Here is a 24,383-nt window from a genome sequence, read left to right on the forward strand (position 1 = left end):
CGTGCGATTTTCACCGCATACGGCGTTCCATCATTAAATTAACTAATCAATAATATCCAAATTACATTTCTGACGAAACATATTGAGTTTTCTCAATTGTTTTCCATCCAATTGAAGTAAGTTTTTATATTTAACAATCGTCTCTTTCTTTGTAGCATGTATAAGTGTATGAACTAATTTATGAACAATCACAAGGTTTTTAAAATCATCTTTTCCTCCTAATTTTCTGGGGGTTACATGATGACAATGTACTTCTTCAGCTTCTAGGAATGTTCCCAAAATTGAGCATTTCCCTAACTGCATAGAGTATCTAGAGATTCGATTATCCTCGTACTCCAAGTTGTCATTTCTTTGTGTGAACATCATTTTATTGATTTCGTGTTCTACATTTTGTTTAATTCTCTTGTGATTTTTTCTTCCCTCCGTGGTGTAATTACAGATGTTTTGACTGAAATTCATTGCATTTTCAGTTCGAATATCTGCTATTGGATATAAATAGACTCCCATTATTTTGTATGTTTTATAGTTGTTTTTATGAAGTCGTTTATATAAAACCGAAGGGTTTATTGGTTTTTCAAATACATGGTTTTTAAGTCGATTATATAAGGTTCGTGATAGACGATAGGCTATTAGGCGAAAATTATAATTTACATGCGTAGCTGTTCGGTAGTAGTTTTTGATTCCTAATATATATTGATTATATTTGTTGACAGATATTACAGTTGGTTTATGTTGAATTTCTTTGATTAACTTTTTGGTTTTATCTAAAATAGTTTTTATTTGTTTACTTGAAACGTGAGTATTAGCAACAAATTTATTCTTCTTTTTAACTGCTTTTAAGTTGAATCCTAGAAATTCTGATTTACCCTTTGTAATATTTGTTATCTTTGACTTTTCTCTTGATATATTAAGCTGTAGGTGATTTTCAAGGTATTCTTTGACCGCATGGAATATCTTCTTTGCAGATTCGTGAGAATCTGTAAAGATTTTAAAGTCATCTGCATATCGTACGATAAACATTTCTTTTAACTTTGTAGCCTTCAGTGCTCTATATTTGTGAAGGCTTGTATACTTGTGTTTCGTATCCATGTTTTCCCATTGGTTCGAGATCCACCAGTCTAGATCATTCAGTACAACGTTCGATAGTAGTGGTGATAAAATACCACCTTGCGGTGTTCCTTTTGAAGGTATACCTACGCCTTCTATTGGTGATTTAAGCATTTTTGAAATAATGCTTAGCACCCTGTTATCTTTTATTCCAATGTTGTATAGCTGTTTTATTAGCTTGGTGTGGTTTACATTGTCAAAGAATCCTTTTATATCTACATCTACTATATGATGTTTATTCCCTTTATTTATAAGAGATTGACATCTAGCTATTGCATGTTTTGTCGCTCGATTAGGTCTAAATCCATAGGAATGATTGTAGAATTTTGCTTCACATATTGGTTCGAGAACTTGTTTAAACATTTGTTGGATTAGTCTGTCTCTCATTGTAGGAATACCTAAAGGTCTTGTTTTACCGTTTTCTTTAGGTATCGCTACCCTTCTTACTTTTTGAGGTTTATAATCATTTAAAGCTGTTCTAATGTCCTTTATGAAGTTTTCTACATTTTTCATTTTGTAATTATCTATGGTTATTCCATCTGTACCTTTTGTCTTTGAGCCTGTATTGGCTTTGATATTGCGGTATGCGAGTAGTATATTTTCTTTTGATGTTATAATTTCATATAATCCTATTCCTTTTGTGCAGTTATATTTACTGCGCTCATATAGCGTGTCAAAGGTGGATTGCATACCGTAGTACTCATTGTTTCTCAGTATAGCGTTCATCGATGGATATATTGCTCCTTCCTTTTGGAAAGTCCCATCATCATACTCGACCTTATGAACTTCATTTGGTTACTATTGCTTAATTTCTTTAATGACTCGGGGTTATCCCTCCACTATGTTTCCATAATTTCATCGGTACTGTACCCCTGCTTTCACGAGAGTAAATCAATTTCGGCTTTATACCTTATATGAACCAACCCCAAGATAGTGGTTTAAATAGTTGTCTCTCGCTTCCCACGTTCCGATTTAACTAGCTGTACATCTAATTTTAGGTGGATACTATAGGCCTGTAAGTTCTCTATGTTCATTGTTACATAGTACGAATTTCATAGGTTCGATTCTTACTTTTCGTTGACTTACTCCATACAAGGGATACAGTTTTCACTGTATTCGAATTTTAGACCCGTACATTCGTATCTTCGTCAGACCAGTTGGTCATTCTCACCATGATTAGTTTATAGCCAACCGCATTATCAATTGCCATATACATGTTGTCATGTACTTAGGCTTTCTTCATGCGTCTTCACCTAGCTTCATACAGTGCAGTCTATCAACTTTCTCTGCATGTAGGAGTATTATTGGGAGTGTTTCAGCTCAACATGAAGGCTTTCATTCCACTCACTCGTTAAATCAGTTATTACTATCTGTGTTAATCTAGATAGTCTTCTCATTTCATAGTTATTAACTATTTATAGAGAAACGTGTCGCACTAAACCATTCGTCAATACCTTTTATAATTTGATATTCGTTTTTTTGGTCACGTGAAGCTGCTCCACTTTGAACAAAATCATATAACTTTTCTACCTGTATTTTTAATAGTTTGTGCATACGGTGAACACGCTCTACATCGTCATACATGCTTATTAAATCATCAAAGGTGACATCTTTTTGAGGATTATGCAGTTTTAATAAGTAAATATGTTGCTTAAGGTGGTTACGCTGCGCTTGTTCAAAGAACGCATTGTTAGATTCAGACAAACCTTGAATAACCATTGCGAAAACCTCTGCTACTTTATCAACTGGTCCTCGCAGAATGTTTATATTTTTGGTATCAGGATTAGTTGGATCAATGTAATAAATCGAGCTTGCAGGAATCTTATGTGCTTGTACCAACTTAAATACTTTTTGACATAAATCATTACTCGGTTCAATAACAGTTACACCATTTAAAAAGGTCCCTTTTACTTCTTCTGTATCATAATCATTCTTTTTATACGCGGTTTCAAACTTATTTATAAAACGTACCATCCAGTGTAAATCTTGATTAATCATGGGAATAATTAAACTTGATGTTTTACCAGAACCGATTGGACCAATAATGATTCCATTTAGCGTTCTATCTTTCCCCTTAATACGAACCATCTCTTTATGCTCAATATGCGGTCCAATTTCTACGTCAGGGTATATTTGTTCTTCTTGGCTATTAAACCATTTTTGTAACTTGTGATTTTTATATTCGTATTTTTGGACCCACTTTAATATTTCTTCTCGGTAACGAACAATATGGCCACTATACCAAAGTGTAAATAAAATCATAAATACTGTAGGTAAAAAGACAAAAATCATAGTGAGTGTGTGAAAATTTCCTGTTAAAACATGACCTATGGCCTCATACTCACCAAAATTAACATGTTTTGATTTATCTGTAAGATACGGAATAACCTTTGCATGGATCGGAGCAGTTGCAAACCATAAAAATTGAATATCAACTGCAATATGAGAAGTAATCAAAATTATTAATTTCCCATTTTTCACATGCAAAGCAGGAATACGGCTGTAAAACCTAAAGCTGAATTCTCCTAATAGCAAAGAGAAGAACATTAAAATAAGCGGTACATATGTAATTTCTATAGGATAAGACGGTGGTTCAAATGCATAGTAGAGTAACTTGATGTAGTTTACTAAACCAAATCCAAATGAAAGAATAAATCCACTAATTAAGCCAATTGTAGTAAATAACGGTAATCGTTGTTTAAATGTCTCCATATAGACTCACCTACCTCTTACAGACATAATTGAGCTTTATGTTTAAACTTGAATCGATTACTGAATTCTGGTAGAAATAGTTCCTTTGATTTTTTTAAAAAGAATTTGGCTGCATCTTCAGTTTGTTTTAAATATAAATCAATACTATCTCTTTCACAGAGCTGGTTATATTCTTCCTGAGAAAGTACCGTAATATTTACTTCTATTTTTTTATTTGTTGCTGTTTCAATGATTACATCATACCAGTAGTAATTTGGTTTTCCTGGGATCTGGATATCTTGTAGAGAAACACTAAACGTTGCCCCCTCTTCTGTCATATGTTTGAGGACTAGTTCAGGGTTTTTAAACGCTTCTCTAGCAGAGAGCACTCGCCCAGTAATAGTAGTTGCATATTGTAAATCCATTTTGATTTTCCACCTTTCTCCATATAAAAAAAGGCAAGCGACACCCACTGTAAAAACAGCGTGTGTCGCTTGCCTTAATTTCATATGTTCTGATTTGATTGTAGTTTTTTGTGTTTAGTTCAAACGTAATTCTATCACCTTAAATAATAAAAATCAATAAAATTTTATAAAAGTATATAAAAAATAAACGATTAATATAATTCAACAAGCTTGCGTCTTTTCGGGTGTATGTTATTTGCAGTACGTGCCATGATTTGTTCATCCGAGTCGATAGTAACACTTTCATTTTGGAGCGATAGAAGTAGTACATTGTCATAAGTGTCCATTAAAAGTATATCTCTAGCCTTTTTGCGCTTTGGATAGATCACAACAAGTGGCACCCCCTCATCACCTTCTCTTCTTGAAAACACAACATCGTCTAATCTAGCAATCATTCGGTAATCATTTTCATTGCCAAAAATAAAGAAGAAATCTTGCATAGCATCTTTATCTCTCCTATACGTTCGTCTAAGACCACCATCTATTGTTTCCTTAAATGTTTGAACTTTTTCAACAAATGCGTAGCGCCAATCGGCATCTCCTACTGTACGTTGAGATAAAGGTAAAAGAATATCTAGTTCAAAGTTTTGATTATCATCTATTCCTAGAATGATATCTGAAATAACATCTCCAGCTTCTTTCAAAGAGCAGATGTACATATTTAGATTTGGTAGGTTCATTAAAAGTTCATGAAACTCACGCATAGAAAATAAGAGATTTTTCATGCGTACGTATGGTGGTTCTGCATCTTCCGCAAGGAACATCGATTTATCATACATAACAAAAACAACAGTTATATTCTTAGTGTTTTTTTGTGCATATTCAATATACTTCCCCACCTTTTCAACTAAGGTAGCATTGGTTTCTTTGCACATATCCATTTCAATGTAAATATTTTTGTCTTGATATGAAATATGTTCATCGGGAATTAAGAGTAAACCTGCATCTTCAATTTCTGTTTTCTTTTGTTTTTGATGATATGAGCGAATATCTAGCTCGCATAATATCTTATTCGTATTGGTCTTTTTCGACACTTCTAAAAGTGTGCGTACTAATATTTCTCGTGAGCAGAGTGTATGTAGTGAGATTGAAGAAGAATATCTACGTTTTGATGATCCTACAGGAATCCTTCCTATTTCTTGAAGGTAATCAACCATTCTATCTTTTAAGGAGAATGTCGCACGTCTGGTTATACTATCATCTCTTTTATCAATTTTTTTGGTCAGGATAGCACCATATTTTGAAAAACGATTAAGTTTTGTAAACACACTATCTTCAGAAAAATCTCTGCCTTCAAACGCACTATAAAGCTGAGTAATTTGTCGTGTAGTAAGATGCCTTTTGTAATATAAAAATGTAAATACAAATATATCAACCTCTTTTAAACGAAAAGATTTCTGTGTGCCTTTGCTTGTATATTTATACGTTTTACTTTTCATTATATGCAACTCCATAATTCGAATTTATTTTCAATAAATAACAACCATTTCTATATATCTTATTACAGCAAAATATAGTTGTAAATTATTAAAAGTTTAAACTGAATTTGCGCTAATCTAGATACTAAAACTCGTACGCTGAAGTTTGGATTGCTTCTCTTGCTAAAAATACGCTAGAAACATTGATTTATATAGTCTTTTAGTTCTTTTAAAATTGTTCGGACGGAAGACATGTTTTAACCGAACAATTTATTAAAGGATAAAGTATACGAATACAATTGTTAGGACGGCCTAACAAATTATTTAAACTATCACATTATGTAAAGCCGTATTATACATACAGAAAATATAATAGATATCATACTTATTCCTTGTAGTTTTTTATTGCTTTTGAAATAGAAAAAGACCGACAAAAATTATATTTGTCGGTCTTTTGTTTAGAATGATAATTTCTTCTTTGCTGGTTGTGAATCGTCAGCAACTTCTACTTCGGGTTCAGCACCAAAATTCAATTTTTTCTTTTTAGGTTTTTCTTCTTGTACTGAATCATCAAATGCAAAAAGTTTATTTAAAACAGCATTTGATTTCTTAGAATTAGCTTGCTCACGTTCTTCTTTAATTCTCGTAATCTCATCAATAATATCACTCACACGTTTTGGCAATGGTAGTCCTGCAACAACTGAATAGAATTTTACTATATCTTCTTCTTTTTTCGCTGTATGTTTATTAACATATGGAGCTATAGGACGTTCATCTACATATGGAGTTCTTTCTTTTAAGAAGTTTTCCATTTGGTTAAGGAAAGAGAAGTTATATAATCGACCTGCTCGTAGCGGTGATGTAACGATAGATAGTGCGCTCTTTTTAGCACTTTCTAGCTCTTCTCTTTCTGTATCGTATAAAACGCCTTTTTCTAGTGCGTTCCCTAATTGAGTTAAGTAACCTAGCGGGTTTTCAGTGTCTAATTGATTTGATTTTAGTTCTAGTTTTGCTAATGATAAAACGCCTGGTGTATTAATTACTTGAGCAAATTCACTCGCATCAAAGTGTGTATCTGAAAACGGTGTAAATGATGAAGTAACTAGATTAATCTCATGTAATGCATCAGCAATATATTTGTTACTATAACTAGTATATTCGTTTGCTAAAGCACTTGGATTTTCCTCTTCAAATTTTCTATATAGTTTAGCGTTATCTATTAATACAATTGAGCCAAAAGCTTCTTGGTTCATTGCAATACTGCGAATGCGTGAAGTTGCGTTTTCTAATACTTTTAAAGCCTCTGCATCACGTGGTAAAGTTAGTAATAATCCAAAATTGTAATCATGTTCATATAGCATTTCAATTGCCTTTAATAGAGCTCCAGTTCCTGTTCCTCCACCAAGGCCACAAGTAATCCAAATGAAATCACGATCTTCAAATTCCTGCTTAACCGCTTCGAAAATCTTTGATTCATGCTTTACAAATGCTTCCTCACCAACTTGTGGATTACGAGCTGCACCCTGCTCATATCCTTCTAACTGTATTTTACGTACATTTCCCCCATTTTTAATCTCAATTTTGTTAAAATCTTGACTATTTGTATTAACAAGAATCGCACGATATGGGTATTTGTTATTTTTAATTTGAGTTTCTTTATTTGCACACTCCGCTGCGATTGCGCATCCACCCATACCTAGTCCTAAGAATCCAAATTTTAAACTAATATTTCCTTGGCTTTCGATTTCTGAAAAATTGCCTGCCATATGTATATCCTCCCTCAAGTATATATTTTAGTTGTTTTTCTCAACTCTTTTTTCTTTTTTCTAGTTCTTTGATCAAAACATTACCTAGATCTGTCACTTCGTAAACTCGAACGCGTCCAAATGGTTTAAAAGATATCAACCCTGCCCCTTCAAGTCTTGCAGTCATAATATCCAAAGCATATCGCGATGGAAGTATTTTTTTACCCTCATAATCTTTCTCATTTTCAATTTGATATTCTTTATGATACTGATTGATACAATCCCAAAGTTTTTCCTTGTGCATTGCTCCCTCAGCATATAGGACACGTAGAGCCCAAATACCGTCATTTAAATTCTCACAGAGTACATCAATAATTTCATTGCTGCTCATTGATATATTAGACACTAATTTCACACCACCTTTAATAAAAAGCAAAATTTATGTATAGACACAAAAAGCAATAAAAATATTAAGGGATTTAGTCCCGATATAATCACCGTAGATACTTCGGAATATACTTCCGAAGTATCGTATGTATTAACTATAATATATCTCTACGTTTTTATCAAGAACCTTTTGTTATCAATACTTTAAATACTTCCGAAATATTAACCGTAATATCACCCTGAATAATAACGGGTTAAATTAACGTAATAATTACGATAATATATCCCTTTGTTTTTACCTAATAACTCTTATTTGTAATTAGAAATATGCAAAAATTAATTGGCATAAGAGTAGATTAATTGCTTCTATGATGTGCTGATTTTGTAAATATTGAGCAATAAAACATGCTCGCTCAACTAATCACTGCTCAATAACATAGGAATTTAGATATAAAATCCAATGAATGAGCAATGAATGATCGAGTGATCAAGCGTTAAAAACCATGATATTTTGTGCAATCTACAAAGGTGTTCTTTTAGTTTCTACAGAATTTTTATATAATGTATATAGGACAAGCATCATATAGTTAGGTGGTGAGCAAATGATTGATGAACAGTTAAGCGATGGTTATTATCGCGTATCTGAAGTAGCAACCATGCTTGATATTCCTGAAAGTACTCTTCGTAGATGGTTGAACGATTTTGATGAGTACTTGAACATAAAAAAAGAACGCCAACTTAAATATGTTCATGAGGATAGTATTGATACAGTAAAAAAGATTAAACATTATTATTCTGAGTCAAAGAAAAAGCACGAAATTGTTGGGCTTTTAGATATGGATCCGACGGTTATTCGAAATGTTTATGCTGAAGATGTTGACGGTGATGGTGAACCAAAAGAAACTTCATTAGTTAAAGCACAGCAGGTCAATCTAGACTTTATAGAAGCTTTGACTGAAAAAATTACTGAGGAAGTTACAGCTAAAGTAACTGAAGAATTAACAAAACAAAATATGGAATTCTTCGCTGCGGTGGCTAAACAAAGTCAGGATAATTTCGATAGAATCAATAAGCGTTTAGAGGAACGTGACGAAAAGTTAATGAGTACTATACGATTAATTCAAGAACAAAAAAGCGCTAATGCTCAGAGACAAGAAAATACTGAACAAAAAGGCGGGTTTTTCTCAAAGCTTTTTGGAAAAAAATAAAAAGACTATCTTTTGATAGTCTTTTTATTTTGATTATATTTAATATCATTTTTGAACTACTCACCACTTAACGTCCTTACGGGCTGTTTGAAGTGGGAGATTCCTGCGAACACCAATGTATCCACTAGTTATCTTAGCAGGCTCTACCCGTAGTCCCTACGGTGAGAACATAAGTATCTTGTACGTTGGCGCACCACACTCCCTACTTTAGCTTGGTTTTCGCAACTTCGGCAAGCATGGGACGATAGAACGCTGAAGATTTTACGGTTGTAACGTTTTTCTGCAACCAACCTCATCTCTTCAGCTTTCGAAGATCAATCTGTACAAGTAAATGATAGCAAATATGTTGGCTTATGCCACTGACATTCATCGCCCACCTCAAATTGGTGTTTCACACCTTCACATTTTTGAGGAAGGAGTCTTCTGTCGGAAAACGATAAAAAGTATGATTCATTCACAACTATTGTTTTAAACTGTAATAATCATGGCACTCAAGTATAGTTTACTTTGTTATTTTACAATATAAAGAGTTTGCTAATTTTATTTCTTCCAACCTTTAAAATCGGCATACTTTTTATATTCTTTTTCAATTACGCCCTTATACCTTTTATTATCACTTTCAGGTCTAGATGGTTTATTATTATATTCATTAATGTCTCCGTCTGCATTTAGCCATTGAGGATTATTATAAGCATATTTATAGATGAATCGTCTAGCTTCTTTTAATGAATTAAACTCACCTAAATATAACTTAGGTTGCGCAACTCTGTACCCATATACCAAATAAGTTGTACCATGCTCTCCCAAAGTTTCGAAAAAAGGTTTTGGTATCGAATTAATTTTCTCCATTTATATCCTCCTATTTAATAATAGTTTCATTCTATTTAATTAGTAGAATCAAACTATTATTATGCGAACTTTTTACATTAATCCTTAAAAAATAGTTTACCAATCAATCAGCTTTATTAGAAATGCATACTTTGTTTCCTCTAAAACTTTCATATACAAACAACCACTCAATCATTCGCTGATCAGCCACCTTGAAATGATGAACCGATTGACTGGTGATTAATTGACTGATTGAGACTCCATTTAATAAAATAAAATCAACCGCTCAATCACCACTCGATTTACTGGAAATAATATTGATTTTCTGGCGTAAGTGACTGGTGATTAATCGGGTGATTGTTTATAGGGATGATGATAAAAGTACCATGTATGCACTTTTGCAGCAATATTTTGTTGATTGAGCGTTAATCAGGTAGCTGATCGATGGATATTTAGGTTGTTCTTACTTGTGTTGGATTGACTTTTGATTGAGCGTCGCTCAATGGGGTGTTTGAGTGGTAGTTTTCATTTATATTTATTTAACAAAGGTCATACTTTTAGAAAATCACCTTGCAACGATGAAAAAACTATATATGATGTAGTTACTTTAATAATTTTGTATTTTTTTAGATACAGATTTATTAACGATAAAATATTTATATAATAAAAAAATAAAATATAATAAAGCAAAAAAAGGTTCATCAGCCCAATGAAGTAGCGCCAACTACTTCATTGTGGTACACCGCACAAAAATCCCAAAAGAAATTTCCGATCGACAGCGGTAAACAAAGCCAATAAACCTTTTTATTTTGCATGAAATTATAAGATAATTTTACTGTATCTTATGTATTTGTGCAAATTAAAAAGGGGATTTCTTGCGTATTTTTAGGCATTGTTTACCGTGATAATACATATATTACTTTTTTTATTAGTAATATTTTGTATCCGTGGTATGACAGTGCCTTTTTCCGCTCTTTTGAAAGGAGTTAGCAACATTATGCATACGCAAATGGCTTTTTCCCAACAGAACTTTAAAGTTCATGGGGGTAAGTTTTTTGATGGACTATTAAACACCATAAAACTAGAAAATGAAAGAAAAGAGTTACCATCTTCAGCTTTAGCTACTTACATCTTGCTTCACTTTGAATGCAATGATATAGGAATGATTCCACGTGAATTTCAAATAATGGATCTTGCTAAGAAAAGCGGGATTCCCTACACAACAATTTATACAGGTTTTCAGGTTTGTTTGGAGCGTAAGCTTGTAAAAGAAGCACCTGTTGGAAATCGTACTGTATATGAAATTGTAGATTATGCATTGTATAACCATACTGCTTCGGAAACTTCAAACATGTCAGGTATAACTCTTTCGTATTTCCGTATTCCATTTCACCTTATCCAAACAATGATACTGAGTAGTCTAGTAAAGGCTCGTGATAATAGGGGAATTATGTTCCTTCTAAATTTAATCAACACTTTTTCAAGAAAAGTGGGTATGGAACATTATAAACATAATATTGATGAGTTCCAGATCACAAGAAGAATGGCTTTCTTAAAAGAAAGATTAAAGCGTAATGCAAAAAAAGTACGACAATACATAGAAATTATAAAACCTATTGTGCAATTTACTGCAATTGACTCTAAAGAGAAAAATTCTAATGAATCACGAATTACAAGTGTAAGAAAACAAGTAAAACAAATCATCATTGAGAAGTTTAATGTTGTGTTTTCTTCAAACTGCGTAATAGAGGATGATAAAAAAGAATTACATAGACCAATAGCAAAGTGCAGAAAAGAAGCAGTGTCTCGTTTAAAGCATATGGGACAAGCGTTACGAAAAAAAGATAAAGAAAATATAATGACTGCATTTAGACAAGAAATTGTTTTTCACGCAATCTATCATGCCTTTCGAGAGGACTCCCACCTCTAAACGTAAGTGAAGGTGGTGAGGTGAATTGAAAGAAATATTTTATTTTCAAGAAAAAACAGAAACGTATGTTCTTTTTTGCTATAATATCCTTAACAAGGAGGTGAGTAAAATGACAAAGGAAAATCCATCAAACTATAAAACTCTTCAAATTTGGATTAAAAAAGGGCATCGTATGTATTCTTATTTTCAAGAATGTTGTCATAACGCTAAGAACATGTACAACACCACAAACTTTTATATACGTCAGGTGTACACTGGATTAACACAAGAAAAAGAGTTGCAGCCTTTGCAAAAAGATGTTCTGGATAATATTCATAAAAATATTGGTAAGATGAATGACACACAACTTCTTGCCTATCAGAAGAAATTGGAAAAAGAGAAGTTAAAGCCTAAAGAAGAACAGAAAGAGATTACATGTAATTTGTTTTCAGAACCTAATTTTGAAAAACCTTATGTAGATTACAACTTTCTAGATGCACTATTTAAGGCTATGATTCAAAATGATTATCGAGCTTTGCCTACGCAATGTAGCCAGTCCATCATGAAAGGTTTGTTCCAAAATTGGAAATCTTTTTTTGCTAGTTTAAAAGACTATAAAAAGAATCCAAACAAATATGCTGGAATGCCTAGGATTCCAAAGTATATTCGTTCTTCTGAAAAAGAGATTCTGTATACAAACCAAGATTGCATCATTAAAAACGGTAGATTTTTAAAGTTTCCAAAGACGAAATTGCAATTAAATATTGGGAAAATAGGTTTCACTAAAGGTAAACTGAAACAAGTTCGTGTGATTCCAAAATACAATGAATATGTAGTGGAATTGGTAATTGATGTTCCTTCTGAACAACAAATGATTGAAGAGAATGCTCGTTATATGAGTATTGATTTAGGGATTGATAACCTTGCAACCATCGTAACAAACACAGGTATGAAACCTGTCCTTGTTAAGGGCAAACATGTCAAAAGCATAAATCAATATTACAACAAAATGAAGAGTCATTTTACAAGCATTCTTAGAAATGGAAAACAAACTAATGAAGGACCTTTTACTTCTAAAAGGATAGGAAAACTTCATCAAAAACGTTACTTGAAAATAAAAGACGTCTTCCATAAAGTTAGTCACCACATCGTAAAACTAGCTCAAGAAGAAGACGTTTGTAAAATCGTTATTGGTCAAAACAAAAGTTGGAAACAAGAAACGAATATGGGAAAAAGAAATAACCAATCGTTTTGTCATATCCCGCATAATTTACTGATTCAAATGATTACATACAAAGCAAATGCTGTAGGCATTCACGTTGTTGTAACTGAAGAATCATATACATCGAAAGCAAGTTTTCTGGATAACGACTTCATTCCAACGTATGGAGAAAATGACCAAAATACAACTTTTTCAGGAAAACGAATAAAGCGCGGCATATATCGTTCAGCAAATAAAACTTTAATTAATGCAGATGTAAATGCTGCGGCTAACATTTTACGAAAAGTAATCCCAAATGCATGGACAAATGGGATAGAGGGGTTAGGCGTGAAACAGCTCGCTAATGTGTTAACTCCCCTGACGTTAATCGTCCGTTAGATCGAAACGTTAGAAACCCCCACTTCAAGCTTTGCTAAGTGGGGGAGTGTTCATTCCAGCATTTATGCGTGTACAGTTTAGAGATTCATGGACGGATTTTAAAGAAAAAAGTTTATCTGTAGAAGAAAGACACGATGCAAGGATAAATTATTATAAGCAAAATGGTGTTTATCCTGACTTTATGTAATTTAAAAAAATAAATACAGCAGCCCTTGTTAAAAAATCACTTAAAAGCAAGGGTTATTTGGCATGTTCTTTATTTTGAAGACATGCTTTTTTATTTAGGAAAATATTTCTACGATCATTTTTACGCAAGTATATAAGCTGCTAACGCTACGTTTAAATACGATTCAGTGTGTTTATAATTCAATTCAATATTTGTGAATATCTTAATTATTTTATTATAGACTTGTGAATTATATGATGGGAGGCTTGTTTGTATTGGGGATATTACGATAGGGAATTTATCTTAATAGCAAGGAACGTATGTAATACAAGGCTTTAGAGGTATTTGCTAAATCCCTTTATAATTAATAATTGAGTTTAGTTATATATATTTCTTGTTGTTTGTATATAAAATACTTGTCATTATTTATATTTAATTACTTGTATTTTCTTAGATTAGATACATAGAAAAATAGAAAGAAGGAATAAATATAAGTTTCCAAGGGGGTAATTAATCTATTGACTTTTAAAATTCATAGAGGTATTCTTATACGTGAACAACAATTAACTAAGAGAAATATACAAATTAATAGATTTAATTTCTAGCTAAACGGACACACCGAAGGCACATAACCTGCCATCGGTGTGTCTTTTTTTTGTATAAATATCAAAAAAGGGAGAATTTGAACTATGAATGAAATTGTAAACATGAGTAAAGAGAGATTTACAAAGTATTGTGAGGGCAATGCAGCATTTGAGGAGAATATTAGTTGCATTATTAATCACTACTTTTTATTACTAGGAAATAAAGCAAATATATTACAAGAAAGAGAATTTAATAACGAAATTGAAGAAAAAACGTTTAAAAATAATGTAAAGCGTTTTGAAACTCTATTCCCTGCAGCTGTTAAGAATGCATTTTTAAAAGGGTATCAATTATGTCTAGAGTTTATACATCATCCTGAAACACAAATACCTGAGAATTTATATACTGATCCGAATTTTATAAAGGACATTCCTTTTGCCCTAGCAAATGCATCCGAATATGAATTGTACGAAATCATTCGAACAGATGAAACACAGGAATTTAGTGTGTTTGCTATACGAACATATGAGGGAATTCGTCCATTATTAGAACAAGTATTTTGTGAAGTTGCATATAGTGGTGCTGAATATGCTTTTGAACATGAACGATTAGAAAGAGGATTTGAATTAGTGAAAGGTGATACCACTTTATTAACCAAAGTTCCTGTAGATCGTTTCTTCTCAATTACGCCTTCTGTAAACGGAGTTGTTGTGCATGCGGAAGAGCATTGTGAGATTTGGACTTTAAATTGGAATAGCAAAGTAACCATTGATAATCCTTTTATTGAGGTTGCTGAGGTTACATTTATTCATCAAACAAAGGATATGATTCAAAAAAATATTGAAGATGGTGTTCTATACCACAGCTTTCTTTATCTTGATACACCTTTACATGAGATACAAGATCGATTAGAAATACGACTAAAACTAAATTCTGATTTTGGGGCTCCACGTTCAATGGAACAAGTCGAAATGGAGTATATTCTGAATGAGATTATTGGGAAGGTTCATCTTCAGACGCAAATTCCAATCGAAAACATGATTTTAATCCAACGTTAGAGTTTGTAGGAGGTTCACTATGGTAAAAAAAATCGTTTTAGCTATTAGCGATACTGTATATACGGCATATTTACGTGAGGATTTTATTGGTGCGGGATTTGAAGTAGCTGATAGTGATGTGATGCACATCAAGTATCTAGATGAAATTCTAGATACGGAACAGCCCAATATTCTATGTATTAATGACAAACGATTAAATATTGATGCGGGACATGAAGAGAAACGTGAATTGATTATCTTACAGAAATTAAGGGATATTCGCTTTAATCGGGATATTCGTATTGTGGTATTTACAGAGCGTGAAAATGATGATGAGTTTTTGGCGAAACTGATTTATTTAGGTATTTATGACATTTTTAACTCTCGTAAAATTGATATTGATAATAAAGTAATCCCGCAGCTGTTACAGGAATCGGATATTAAAAATGTAGCGGAAATTGTAGGAGCAAGTCAGGCACCACAACAAACAAAGTTGCCTGAGGTTCCTGTTGATGAGGAAGAAGAGGAAGCATCAAGTGAATTAGGGGAAGGCGGCAACAGTGAACCTGCCTCTAATTCCAACAAACTATTTAAAAACAAACAAAAGCGTAAGTCTGTTCCAGATGAGATGCCAAAAGCACCTATTATAAAAAAACAGTATAAATTTGCTTTTGAGCCGGTATATGAAAAACAAATCGGTATTGCTATTCCGAGAAGAACAATTGTTGTGGCCAGCATGAACAGGAGAAGTGGTGCAACTTTTGTTTCACATCTTTTAGCAGCTTACTTAAATGAACTACAGATTGATGTGAATTATATAGAGAATCTATATGATGATGGATATACGTATCCTTTATTAAAGGGATATACAGAAGCACCAGAAAATTATCGAAGTGAATTTATGTTGCAGCGGTATAAAGAGATGCTACAGAAGGAATCTGATATATTATCAATTCCAAAATGGAAGCAAGGAAGAATAAATTATATCGTAAAGAATCCTATAGTGGACCAAGAGCTGAAAAACGAGACAGAGCAAGACTTTGATCATTTTATTAAGGTTTTATTGGCCAACCAAGAAGCACCTATATCTATTATTGATGCAGGGAGCGATTGGGATAAAGATTTATACCATGAGATATGTGAAATGGCAGATTACATATTCTTTGTAGTGGAACCAGATTTGCATCAATTGCTAAAGATTACGCATCCTCTTACACAAAAAGAAAGAAAGTTAGTTTCTTATTTAGCTTTAGAGAAAACGAGAATCATTGGGAATAAGTTTTCTCCTGCACTTTTAAAGCATGAAGTAATAGAAGAATGTTTTGGAGATAAGGTATTAACTGCTTTACCACCATATGAGATAGAAGATGTATTTGAATCTCAATTAAATAGTAGTACGTTACTATCTAGTCGGAACTATTATAAAGAGTTAGAAGGAATATTGAAGGAAATAGCAGAGTTATTGCTACCAAACCAATTGTTGAACCAAAAGAAAAGTTCCATTTTAAGTGGATTTCGATTTCGAAAGTCTGAAAGTTAAGGGAGTGTGAAGAGGAATGCAAAAGTTTATTATTGCAGCAAGTATGTTGCTGTTATTTGTAGGTTGTCTATTCTTTGTAACTGATATGGTGATTGGAGATACGACACATACTGATAACAAATCGTCTTTAGAAAGGGGAGGCGAGATAGCTGTGGCTAAGTCTGTAAAAGTAGGTACTCTACGAGCTGAGGAAGAAATAGCTATTGATCCAGAAAAAGCAAAACAAGAGTTTGAAAAAGCATATAACGGTAATGCGGATTTTAAAGATCCCGCTTCAAAACGTCACTTCACTGTCCATGCTGTACAAGAGAAACCAGCAATGATTGCTGTCGAAGGTGATGCAGAAGCTGCTAGTTATTTTAAGCAATTTGATGAAAAAAAAGAAACGATAAAGAGTAAAGCAAGAAGTATTATTATCTATGATGCAAATGCAAAAGAAAAACAATTAGGTGGAAACGTAAAATAAAGAAAAAGAGTAGGTGCATTAAGAATGCAAAATACAGTAACTACAGCTCTATTCCTGACACTTTCTTTATTATTAATCAGCCTTTTACCCGAAGGTGTTTTGTATGGAATACAGTTAGTGAAAGCACATAACTTTGCTTCTGATATGGTTGAAATCGCAGAGAATAAGGGTGGATTTCAATATGATTACAATGGAAAAAGGGTTGATTTAGTCCCTGGGATAGAGAAAAGAATGAAAGAAGAAAAGATGGATGGCTGGAAGTATGAATATACAAAGGGACGCATTGATCATAGTCAACCTCTTTCTTTTAAGGTGAAAGCAGAACACCATTTCTTCATATTTAAGCTGATTGGGCTAGATGGCATAAAGGCTCCGATATGGGCGAGTAAAGATGGATTGGGACAAGTGTATTTTAAATAATGAAAATTCTAAGACTTGTACTATAAAAGACTATGCTGAAAAGTATAGTTTTTTTGCTAGAAAAATATATTTATAAATAAATATATAAAAATACTTTACAAGCCTATTTTTATATGGTAATATTTTACATATAGAACAGCGGTTATAAAAAAACGCTAATTAATAAATTAATATGTTAAAGTATATGGATTTTATGTTTAAATTCGGTACAATAAAAGAATCTATGAAAAAACTAATATATTTGGAGGAACAAACAATGGCAAACAAATTTTTAAAAACAGCAACAGCATTAACAATTATGGGTACATCATTACTAGGAGCAGGAGCATTTACTGCTAAGGCTGATAACACAGACTCATTAAAATTCAATGATGTTCCAGCAAATCACTGGTCTACAAAAGCAATTTATGATTTAACAAATCGTAAAGTAGTGCAAGGGTACGGAAATAATATCTTTGGTTTTGGTGACAATGTAACTCGTGGGCAAGTTGCTCGTATGATTTATATGTACGTAAAGCCGGCAGATGCAGATGCTAGCTTCAAAAATCCGTTTACTGATATTAAGGGACATTTGTTTGAAAAAGAAATCTTAGCACTTGCTAAAGCAGGACTTGTGAATGGATTTGGTGATGGAAAATATGGTCCAGATGATATTTTAACTCGTGAACAAATGGCACAAGTACTTACAAATGCTTTTAAATTTAAGGCAACGAAAACATCAAAATTTGCAGATGTTGATAAAAATTCTTGGTCTTATGGCGCAATTAGTGCATTAGAGGAAAATGGAGTTACAATTGGTACAGGAGATAATATGTATTCCCCAAAAATGTTTGTAACACGTGAAGCGTATAGTCAGTTCTTATATAACTCTATTAATGCAGTAGAAAAAGAAACAAAACCAGAAGTGAAGCCAGATCCAAAACCAGAAGAAAAGCCAGAAGTGAAACCAGATCCGAAACCTGAAGAAAAACCAGAAGTGAAGCCAGACCCGAAACCTGAAGAAAAACCAGAAGTGAAGCCAGATCCAAAACCTGAAGAAAAACCAGAAGTGAAGCCAGACCCGAAACCTGAAGAAAAACCAGAAGTGAAGCCAGATCCAAAACCTGAAACAAAACCAGAAACTAATTTACCAACGAGTTTAGACAAAGTTTTAACTACAGATGATGTAGTTTATAATCCGATTGCTATGGATAATCCAATTTCTCAAAAATCCATTTCTACACAAGCGCAAAACATTATTAAGAGTGTAAATAGTAAATTTGGTACTAACCTTAAATATGCAGATTTAAATGGAACTATTAGAATCCTTGATAAAAATATGTACTTGCCAGCAGGTACAATTGGTGCGCAAGTTTATATTGATGCAAATAATGAAAACGATTTTAAAATTATTTTCTTAGATAATAATGAAGCCACTATTGAGTTAACTAAAAAATGGGTTACCATGTTAAATTCTGATTTAGTTTTAGATAAAGAAATTCAGGAAAGTGTAGATGCTCAATCAATTAATAACTATGAAAAAGGTAAATATAAAATTCGTGTAGGCCATTCTACAGCAGATCACATGATGTATGTAGAAGTAGAGCCTAAATAATCATTTAGTATTTACAGGTCAAGTTGAATATTGTATAATTATATAAGTTTAATATAATAATAAATACGTAAAGGACAAACCTTACGTACCTTACCAAGGTACAGGTTTGTCCTTTTTTTGCGTTTAAGGAGGATTTTATGAAAATGAGAAAAGGATTATTATTGACTTGCGCATCATTAATGTTGGCATTACCATCAGTTGCAAGTGCGGCGAATAATGACATACCATTTTTTGATGGCAGTAAAAATTCGATTTTAAAATCTGATGAATTGCAATTAAGCGGTAATTTGCTTAGACCGGGTAGTGGCTATAAATCAAAAGAGTTCAATTATAAAGCTGACTTACATTTTCCTGCCGTTTATAATGGCTCTTTCAATTGGGGAAATCCATGGGAAAATCTAGTCCAAAATGAAGATACATCGGATCCTTATGTTCGAATTTCAAATGATGGGTACATTAACAGTGCAGTTGTTGTTGGGGATCGAATGGTAACAGAAGTTGAACAAGTTACGAAAACTGTTATTAAAGATAAGTATTGGGGAGAACCCAATTTTGTTTTGGGGAATTTGAAGAAACATGATATTAAAAAATTTAATGGTCCTAATGTTACATTAGGAAAGTTTTATTGGATTAGGGATATAGCTTACCTTTCTGGTGGTTATGCAGGAGCTGGTGGTGTAGATAGTGTGAATAGGTATAGCTTGTGGTATGTACGTACAAGTAAGCCTAAGATAATTGATTTTAAAGTTATGAGTGGAAAAAAAGATGTACCTGTGAAATTTACGTTTAACGGTTTTGAATATGTCAGTAAGGGAAAAGGATATAACGATAGAGATCCGAATGGGACAACAGTAAATCCATATCAATCAGCTGCTGGAGAACGGAACCGAGTTAAATGGCTGTTAGATATTACAAAAGATGGCGAAACTGTGCATCATCAAGAAAATTATTTACGTTCAAATCCACAAAAAGATAATCAAAAACCAAATGAAGGTGATGCAGGGCAATTTAAGTCAGAAGAATTAAAGTGGCAGCCACAAATGTGTGGCCGATATACTGCGAAAATTAAAGTTCTTGATGCTGTTCAGAGGGAATCAAACGAGAAAACTGTTGATTTCACTATAGATGATAACTGTGGTACTGAAGTAACACCTAACCCAGATCCAGGCGATGAAGAAGACTTTAAATATAAAATTGATTTTTCTAGTGACAGAATCGAAGGAGAAACAGCAAGAGAAGGAAAGAATATAAAAACAAGAATAGATGTATCACGTGATAATTTTAAACCAGAACGTGACCAATACAGAGCAAAGGTAAACAACAATATTAATAAGTCTCAACAAGAAGTAAATAGCTCTGAATCGGAGAGAGATAGCGCTCAATCTAGTCTAACTTATTGTCGCCGTAATCCAATTCATGAAGTAGATGCCGAGGGAAAGGATCACTATTATGATAGAGACTGCTCTTGGGAAGAAAATAAACTAGATAGTGCGGCAAGTAAGCTAGATAATGCAAGACAGAAGTTCGAAAAAGAGAAGAATAAACTTAAAAAGCTAGATGTATTAGAAGAAAAATATACGAATCCTGAAACAGTAGTTGTGTTAAAACATAACGGACAACAAGTATCATCACAAAAGGTAAGATTAACCGAGGGAGAAAAGAAAACCTTAAACCTTGACTGGCAACATAAAGGGAAAGGAACAATTCAGGCAGAAATTAACCCTGCTGGTAATCGCATAGACATAGAGGAAACTACGTATAAAAATAATCCTATTAAAACAGCAATCTATGAGCCTTCAAAAGAAAAGGCAATGTGTGGTGTAACGAGTGTAAAAGGTGTAGTAGAAACAGTAAGTGAACGTGTATCAAAAGAAGATATAACTGGGGAAATGTATTATGAAACTTTGACAGGGAGTATTGATAATTTAGCTCCTTCTAAGCTACATTCTGGTTATGGATTTTCGTATGAAGTAAACGGTAAGTACAAAAATGATTGGAATGCAAATTACCCTGGTGTATTTACTGCTGCTAAGGCACAATACCCATTTGCAGACGAAGGATTAAAGTCTACTCAAGATTTAGAGAAGAACGAACTTAAAGATAATACAGCGAAATTCTTACCTAAAAATATGTATTTATCTGAATCAACGGGACATGTTTTTGATAGTAAAAGACCAACTAAGTCTTTATATTGGGATGGACAAGAGAAAATCATTGATGGTGGCCAAAAATGGTATTCACCACTGAAGACAAAAGATGGTGTATACACTTTTAATGTAGAAACAGCTCCAGCAGGTATCAATGAAATGAGTTTATGTTTAACTAAGCAAGTAGAGATTAAGGGTGTTGCGTACGACGATTTTATAAAAAGAAGAGTATTTCCTGACGATCCGTTTCCTGGGGGCAGTGGAGTAGGTTGGAATTGGGTTGGTAAGGAAGACATACTTCATAAATTAACAGATTGGTATTACATGAAAAAAGGAAAATAAAATATAGTATAATTAGATGAATCGATATAATAATATATTCATCTTAAACTAGTAGCTGAATGGATAAACCAAAGGCACACCCCTTAATGGAGTGTGCCTTTTTTCGTAGAAAGGGGAAATTAGAGTGGATAAAAAGAAAAAACAACGTGTTAGACGTGTGATTATTATGGGGGTTGTCGCAATGATTGTATCGCTATACATTGGAAGCGAATTTCAGGATCGGAATGGGAAGAGTTATGCTCCTGCAAAGTATTTTGAAACAGGAACAAAGTTGATTTCGTTTTAATAATAATCTTGTCTCTTTTACTTACTATCGTGGATAAATCTGCATGACATGTACTATAGTTGATGTTATAATATGTGTAGAAGTATTATAATAATAGTTTTTGCATAAACTAAAGAAGACGAAGTGCTGGTAACACTTCGCCATATGTAACTGCTACCGCAAGGTGGTTGGTTACTAAAAATTTAGTTATTTTTTATTGAACCACCAAGTACGTTTGCGGCGTTGGGTGGTTCTTTTCATTTTTCGTCGCTTTTTTTGTCTTTTTTTCCAAAACGTTGATAGGTATTTTCCTATATGTTTTGCAAAAAACACAGCGACTTCTCTAGCAATTACTTTCAGTATCTCAATTGCTATCGTGAAAAGTATATCCATTCGATCACCTCCTTTCTCCATAAAATGAAAGAGAAAGGATAGCAACCGACCACCCTGAAATATTCAGTTACATTATATTCATTATACCATATTTATAGTTGGGGTAATAGCTTAAAAACCTTGATATGACAACGTTTTTAAGGTTTTTCAAGTTTTGGGATCAGAGATTTGAAATGGTAAAAATAATATTTTTTTTAGAAATGATTGACATGAAACTCCATATATCATAATATTGAAATTGTAATATTAAAGAAACCAAATCCAACATTTTCATATAGACTTTAGATTAGCTAAAAGGACACACCTAAGGCGCATTATGCCATAGGTGTGTCCTTTTTTTGCGTTTAAAGGCTACATAAGGAGGAATACAAACATTGAAGCCATCTAAGTTTCAAAAGAAGCAGATTGCTGCGGTAGGTTTAGCTGCTGCAACAGTAGCGGGTATCTATGGGTACAATCATTTCGCAGTCGAAAATGCAGTAAAACCAACAAAGATTGTTGTAGCCGCAAAGGATATACCTGCGCATACAGAGATTAAAGAAGACATGCTAGTGGAACGAACATTACCTGGTGATGCGATTCCCCCCAATGCATTACGTGCAAATAAAAAAGAAGTAGTAGGTAAGTGGACAAATGATGGGCAGCCCATTACAGAAAATAGCTATCTATTTAAAAACAAAGTAGTAAAGAAAGAAGAGTTACCTGACTCTGCCATTTTAAATTTAAAAGATGGAGAAGTTGCATTCCCGTTACTCGTTGATTTGGAAACAAGTTCAGGTAATAGTATCATTCCGAACACGTATGTCGACTTGTATTTCAAACAGGTTGTGAAAGAAGGCGACAATGAGAAAGTTGTGTTTGGTGGTCTTTTCCAACGTGTACGTGTTACGGCCGCAAAAGATAGCAATACAGAAGATGCCTTCGTGCTAGAAAAGAAAGAATCAAAAGAGGAAGAAGAAGGAAAACAAAAGCCAAAGGTAACGCGATTATATACACTGGCTGTTTCACCTGAACAGCTTCAATATTTAAATCGTGCAAAAACGCTTGGAGATGTAATTCCTGTTGCAGTCGGACAAAAAGTAGAACAAACAGGGAAAGAACTAGAACCAGCTGAAGGATTCTCGCAAATATCTGATCAAAAGAACATTTTAGACTATGTAGAGAAGCATTCGACCAATCCAATTTCTAAAAATGTAAAAGAGTATGTAGCGCAGTATCTGAACGAATCTAAGTAAGAAAGGAGTTTTTTAGATGGATCGGCAGGTAAAAATCATTGCCTTTTATGCCACAAATGAAAACGTAGGAAAAAGTACGTTAAGTATTACGATGGCAAATGAGTTAGCTCATCTAGGGAAAAAGGTGCTTTATGTAGAAGCGGACCAAGTTAGACCAAGTTTTGCGGTTGGAACTGGTCTTAGCCATGAGAGTAAAAACATGCTAGAGCTTGTAAGAAAAGAAAATGAATATAATCTTTCGCAATATATTTGTACCAAGCAAGATTTGTTAGAGAAAAAAGTGAATCCAAGATTGATGCAAAAATTGCACGATAAGATGGATTTTCTGGTATTTCCATCAGGTTATAGTTTGGCTCAATTCCCAGAGATTCAAAACAAAGAATTGTTTGTAACGACATTTATCGAATCACTTGTAGATACAGAATATGACTACATCATTCTATCGGTACCAACTGAATTATCCGAGGTACTAAGTTATCCGATCCTATATCAATCAGACCTTGTTGTTCATGTGCTAAATGGCAACCCTCGTGGTGCAATAGCGATTAAGCGAGAATTACAATTAATAGAAAATGCAAAGCTTACATTACCTCGAATGATTCATGTGCTAAATATGGCAGATGAGAATTATGTAGAAGATATTGAAAAGCTTTCGTCTCAAAAAATTGCGGTGACAATTCCGTATGACAGAGATCGTACGAGTTACGAATGGGGGATGCAATTTGGTTCCCCACAAATTAATGCAAAGGTCCATCACATTATGGATGCAGCTGGTCTTGGTATTCCATCCCAGCAATCCTCTATGAAAAAGGGTCTCTTTGGTTTACGAAATTAAA

The 24,383-nt window shown here is 33.3% G+C and carries 19 protein-coding genes and 2 pseudogenes; 13 read left to right on the forward strand and 8 right to left on the reverse strand.

Annotated elements, in window-relative coordinates; translation table 11 throughout:
- Positions 1–42: 42 nt before the first annotated feature.
- From ltrA to AXW78_RS29730, 6 genes and pseudogenes are all read right to left on the reverse strand, one after another.
- Positions 43–1,833 (reverse strand): group II intron reverse transcriptase/maturase, encoded by a 1,791-nt coding sequence (ltrA, locus tag AXW78_RS29705; RefSeq protein WP_061885128.1) that lies wholly within the window; start codon positions 1,831–1,833, stop codon positions 43–45.
- Positions 1,834–2,535: 702 nt separating this feature from the next.
- Positions 2,536–3,819, reverse strand: a pseudogene (locus tag AXW78_RS29710) (DNA translocase FtsK); the annotation flags it as partial.
- Positions 3,820–3,836: 17 nt separating this feature from the next.
- Positions 3,837–4,223, reverse strand: coding sequence for a hypothetical protein (locus AXW78_RS29715; RefSeq protein WP_061885129.1), 387 nt, complete (start codon positions 4,221–4,223; stop codon positions 3,837–3,839).
- Between the two features lie 191 nt (positions 4,224–4,414).
- Complete coding sequence (locus AXW78_RS29720; protein ID WP_061885130.1) at positions 4,415–5,701, reverse strand: replication-relaxation family protein; 1,287 nt, start codon at positions 5,699–5,701, stop codon at positions 4,415–4,417.
- Between the two features lie 437 nt (positions 5,702–6,138).
- Positions 6,139–7,446 (reverse strand): plasmid replication protein RepX, encoded by a 1,308-nt coding sequence (gene repX, locus AXW78_RS29725; protein ID WP_000918307.1) that lies wholly within the window; start codon positions 7,444–7,446, stop codon positions 6,139–6,141.
- 40 nt (positions 7,447–7,486) lie between these two features.
- The gene (locus AXW78_RS29730; RefSeq protein ID WP_033690429.1) at positions 7,487–7,816 is read right to left on the reverse strand and encodes a hypothetical protein; all 330 of its coding nucleotides are present in this window, start codon (positions 7,814–7,816) and stop codon (positions 7,487–7,489) included.
- Between the two features lie 598 nt (positions 7,817–8,414).
- Between AXW78_RS29730 and AXW78_RS29735 the strand changes: the two genes are divergently transcribed.
- Positions 8,415–9,020, forward strand: a complete 606-nt coding sequence (locus tag AXW78_RS29735) for a MerR family transcriptional regulator (protein ID WP_000564664.1) — start codon at positions 8,415–8,417, stop codon at positions 9,018–9,020.
- A 540-nt stretch (positions 9,021–9,560) separates the two neighbouring features.
- Here the strand turns inward: AXW78_RS29735 and AXW78_RS29740 are convergent.
- On the reverse strand, positions 9,561–9,869 hold the full coding sequence (locus AXW78_RS29740; RefSeq protein ID WP_000411523.1) for a hypothetical protein: 309 nt from the start codon (positions 9,867–9,869) through the stop codon (positions 9,561–9,563).
- A 976-nt stretch (positions 9,870–10,845) separates the two neighbouring features.
- Here AXW78_RS29740 and AXW78_RS29745 point away from each other — a divergent pair.
- The 10 genes and pseudogenes from AXW78_RS29745 to AXW78_RS34640 form a co-directional block, all read left to right on the forward strand.
- A pseudogene (locus AXW78_RS29745) lies at positions 10,846–11,748 on the forward strand (hypothetical protein); the annotation flags it as partial.
- 139 nt (positions 11,749–11,887) lie between these two features.
- A complete protein-coding gene (locus AXW78_RS29750) occupies positions 11,888–13,357 on the forward strand; it encodes an RNA-guided endonuclease InsQ/TnpB family protein (protein WP_061885131.1) in 1,470 nt (489 codons plus the stop codon).
- 46 nt (positions 13,358–13,403) lie between these two features.
- Complete coding sequence (locus AXW78_RS34145; RefSeq protein WP_003304299.1) at positions 13,404–13,544, forward strand: hypothetical protein; 141 nt, start codon at positions 13,404–13,406, stop codon at positions 13,542–13,544.
- Positions 13,545–14,212: 668 nt separating this feature from the next.
- Positions 14,213–15,166, forward strand: a complete 954-nt coding sequence (locus AXW78_RS29755) for a hypothetical protein (protein WP_001002944.1) — start codon at positions 14,213–14,215, stop codon at positions 15,164–15,166.
- A gap of 19 nt (positions 15,167–15,185) precedes the next feature.
- Positions 15,186–16,685 carry a CpaE/TadZ family protein gene (locus AXW78_RS29760; RefSeq protein WP_061885132.1) on the forward strand — a complete coding sequence of 500 codons (1,500 nt, stop codon included), beginning with the start codon at positions 15,186–15,188 and terminating at the stop codon, positions 16,683–16,685.
- A 16-nt stretch (positions 16,686–16,701) separates the two neighbouring features.
- Positions 16,702–17,151, forward strand: coding sequence for a hypothetical protein (locus AXW78_RS29765; RefSeq protein ID WP_061885133.1), 450 nt, complete (start codon positions 16,702–16,704; stop codon positions 17,149–17,151).
- Positions 17,152–17,175: 24 nt separating this feature from the next.
- Complete coding sequence (locus AXW78_RS29770) at positions 17,176–17,571, forward strand: DUF4320 family protein (RefSeq protein WP_061885134.1); 396 nt, start codon at positions 17,176–17,178, stop codon at positions 17,569–17,571.
- A gap of 193 nt (positions 17,572–17,764) precedes the next feature.
- Complete coding sequence (locus AXW78_RS29775) at positions 17,765–19,165, forward strand: S-layer homology domain-containing protein (RefSeq protein ID WP_081114085.1); 1,401 nt, start codon at positions 17,765–17,767, stop codon at positions 19,163–19,165.
- 137 nt (positions 19,166–19,302) lie between these two features.
- Entirely contained in the window at positions 19,303–21,654 is a 2,352-nt protein-coding gene (locus AXW78_RS29780) for a hypothetical protein (RefSeq protein WP_061885136.1), read from the forward strand.
- A 124-nt stretch (positions 21,655–21,778) separates the two neighbouring features.
- Positions 21,779–21,940, forward strand: a complete 162-nt coding sequence (locus tag AXW78_RS34640; RefSeq protein ID WP_000358431.1) for a hypothetical protein — start codon at positions 21,779–21,781, stop codon at positions 21,938–21,940.
- 186 nt (positions 21,941–22,126) lie between these two features.
- Here AXW78_RS34640 and AXW78_RS29785 read toward each other — a convergent pair whose 3' ends face one another.
- Complete coding sequence (locus AXW78_RS29785; RefSeq protein ID WP_061885137.1) at positions 22,127–22,312, reverse strand: hypothetical protein; 186 nt, start codon at positions 22,310–22,312, stop codon at positions 22,127–22,129.
- Between the two features lie 374 nt (positions 22,313–22,686).
- Here AXW78_RS29785 and cpaB point away from each other — a divergent pair, with 374 nt between their 5' ends.
- A complete protein-coding gene (gene cpaB / locus AXW78_RS29790) occupies positions 22,687–23,547 on the forward strand; it encodes a Flp pilus assembly protein CpaB (protein ID WP_000804772.1) in 861 nt (286 codons plus the stop codon).
- 16 nt (positions 23,548–23,563) lie between these two features.
- On the forward strand, positions 23,564–24,382 hold the full coding sequence (locus tag AXW78_RS29795; protein WP_061885138.1) for a CpaE/TadZ family protein: 819 nt from the start codon (positions 23,564–23,566) through the stop codon (positions 24,380–24,382).
- Position 24,383 lies beyond the last annotated feature (1 nt).

It is taken from the genome of Bacillus thuringiensis (genome assembly GCF_001595725.1).
GTDB classification, from domain to species: domain Bacteria; phylum Bacillota; class Bacilli; order Bacillales; family Bacillaceae_G; genus Bacillus_A; species Bacillus_A thuringiensis_K.

Coding starts and splice junctions, on each gene's coding strand:
- ltrA (WP_061885128.1), bottom strand. CDS start 1,833: ATGAACGCTATACTGAGAAACAATGAGTACTACGGTATGCAATCCACC.
- AXW78_RS29715 (WP_061885129.1), bottom strand. CDS start 4,223: ATGGATTTACAATATGCAACTACTATTACTGGGCGAGTGCTCTCTGCT.
- AXW78_RS29720 (WP_061885130.1), bottom strand. CDS start 5,701: ATGAAAAGTAAAACGTATAAATATACAAGCAAAGGCACACAGAAATCT.
- repX (WP_000918307.1), bottom strand. CDS start 7,446: ATGGCAGGCAATTTTTCAGAAATCGAAAGCCAAGGAAATATTAGTTTA.
- AXW78_RS29730 (WP_033690429.1), bottom strand. CDS start 7,816: ATGAGCAGCAATGAAATTATTGATGTACTCTGTGAGAATTTAAATGAC.
- AXW78_RS29735 (WP_000564664.1), top strand. CDS start 8,415: ATGATTGATGAACAGTTAAGCGATGGTTATTATCGCGTATCTGAAGTA.
- AXW78_RS29740 (WP_000411523.1), bottom strand. CDS start 9,869: ATGGAGAAAATTAATTCGATACCAAAACCTTTTTTCGAAACTTTGGGA.
- AXW78_RS29750 (WP_061885131.1), top strand. CDS start 11,888: ATGACAAAGGAAAATCCATCAAACTATAAAACTCTTCAAATTTGGATT.
- AXW78_RS29755 (WP_001002944.1), top strand. CDS start 14,213: ATGAATGAAATTGTAAACATGAGTAAAGAGAGATTTACAAAGTATTGT.
- AXW78_RS29760 (WP_061885132.1), top strand. CDS start 15,186: ATGGTAAAAAAAATCGTTTTAGCTATTAGCGATACTGTATATACGGCA.
- AXW78_RS29765 (WP_061885133.1), top strand. CDS start 16,702: ATGCAAAAGTTTATTATTGCAGCAAGTATGTTGCTGTTATTTGTAGGT.
- AXW78_RS29770 (WP_061885134.1), top strand. CDS start 17,176: ATGCAAAATACAGTAACTACAGCTCTATTCCTGACACTTTCTTTATTA.
- AXW78_RS29775 (WP_081114085.1), top strand. CDS start 17,765: ATGTTTAAATTCGGTACAATAAAAGAATCTATGAAAAAACTAATATAT.
- AXW78_RS29780 (WP_061885136.1), top strand. CDS start 19,303: ATGAAAATGAGAAAAGGATTATTATTGACTTGCGCATCATTAATGTTG.
- AXW78_RS29785 (WP_061885137.1), bottom strand. CDS start 22,312: ATGGATATACTTTTCACGATAGCAATTGAGATACTGAAAGTAATTGCT.
- AXW78_RS29795 (WP_061885138.1), top strand. CDS start 23,564: ATGGATCGGCAGGTAAAAATCATTGCCTTTTATGCCACAAATGAAAAC.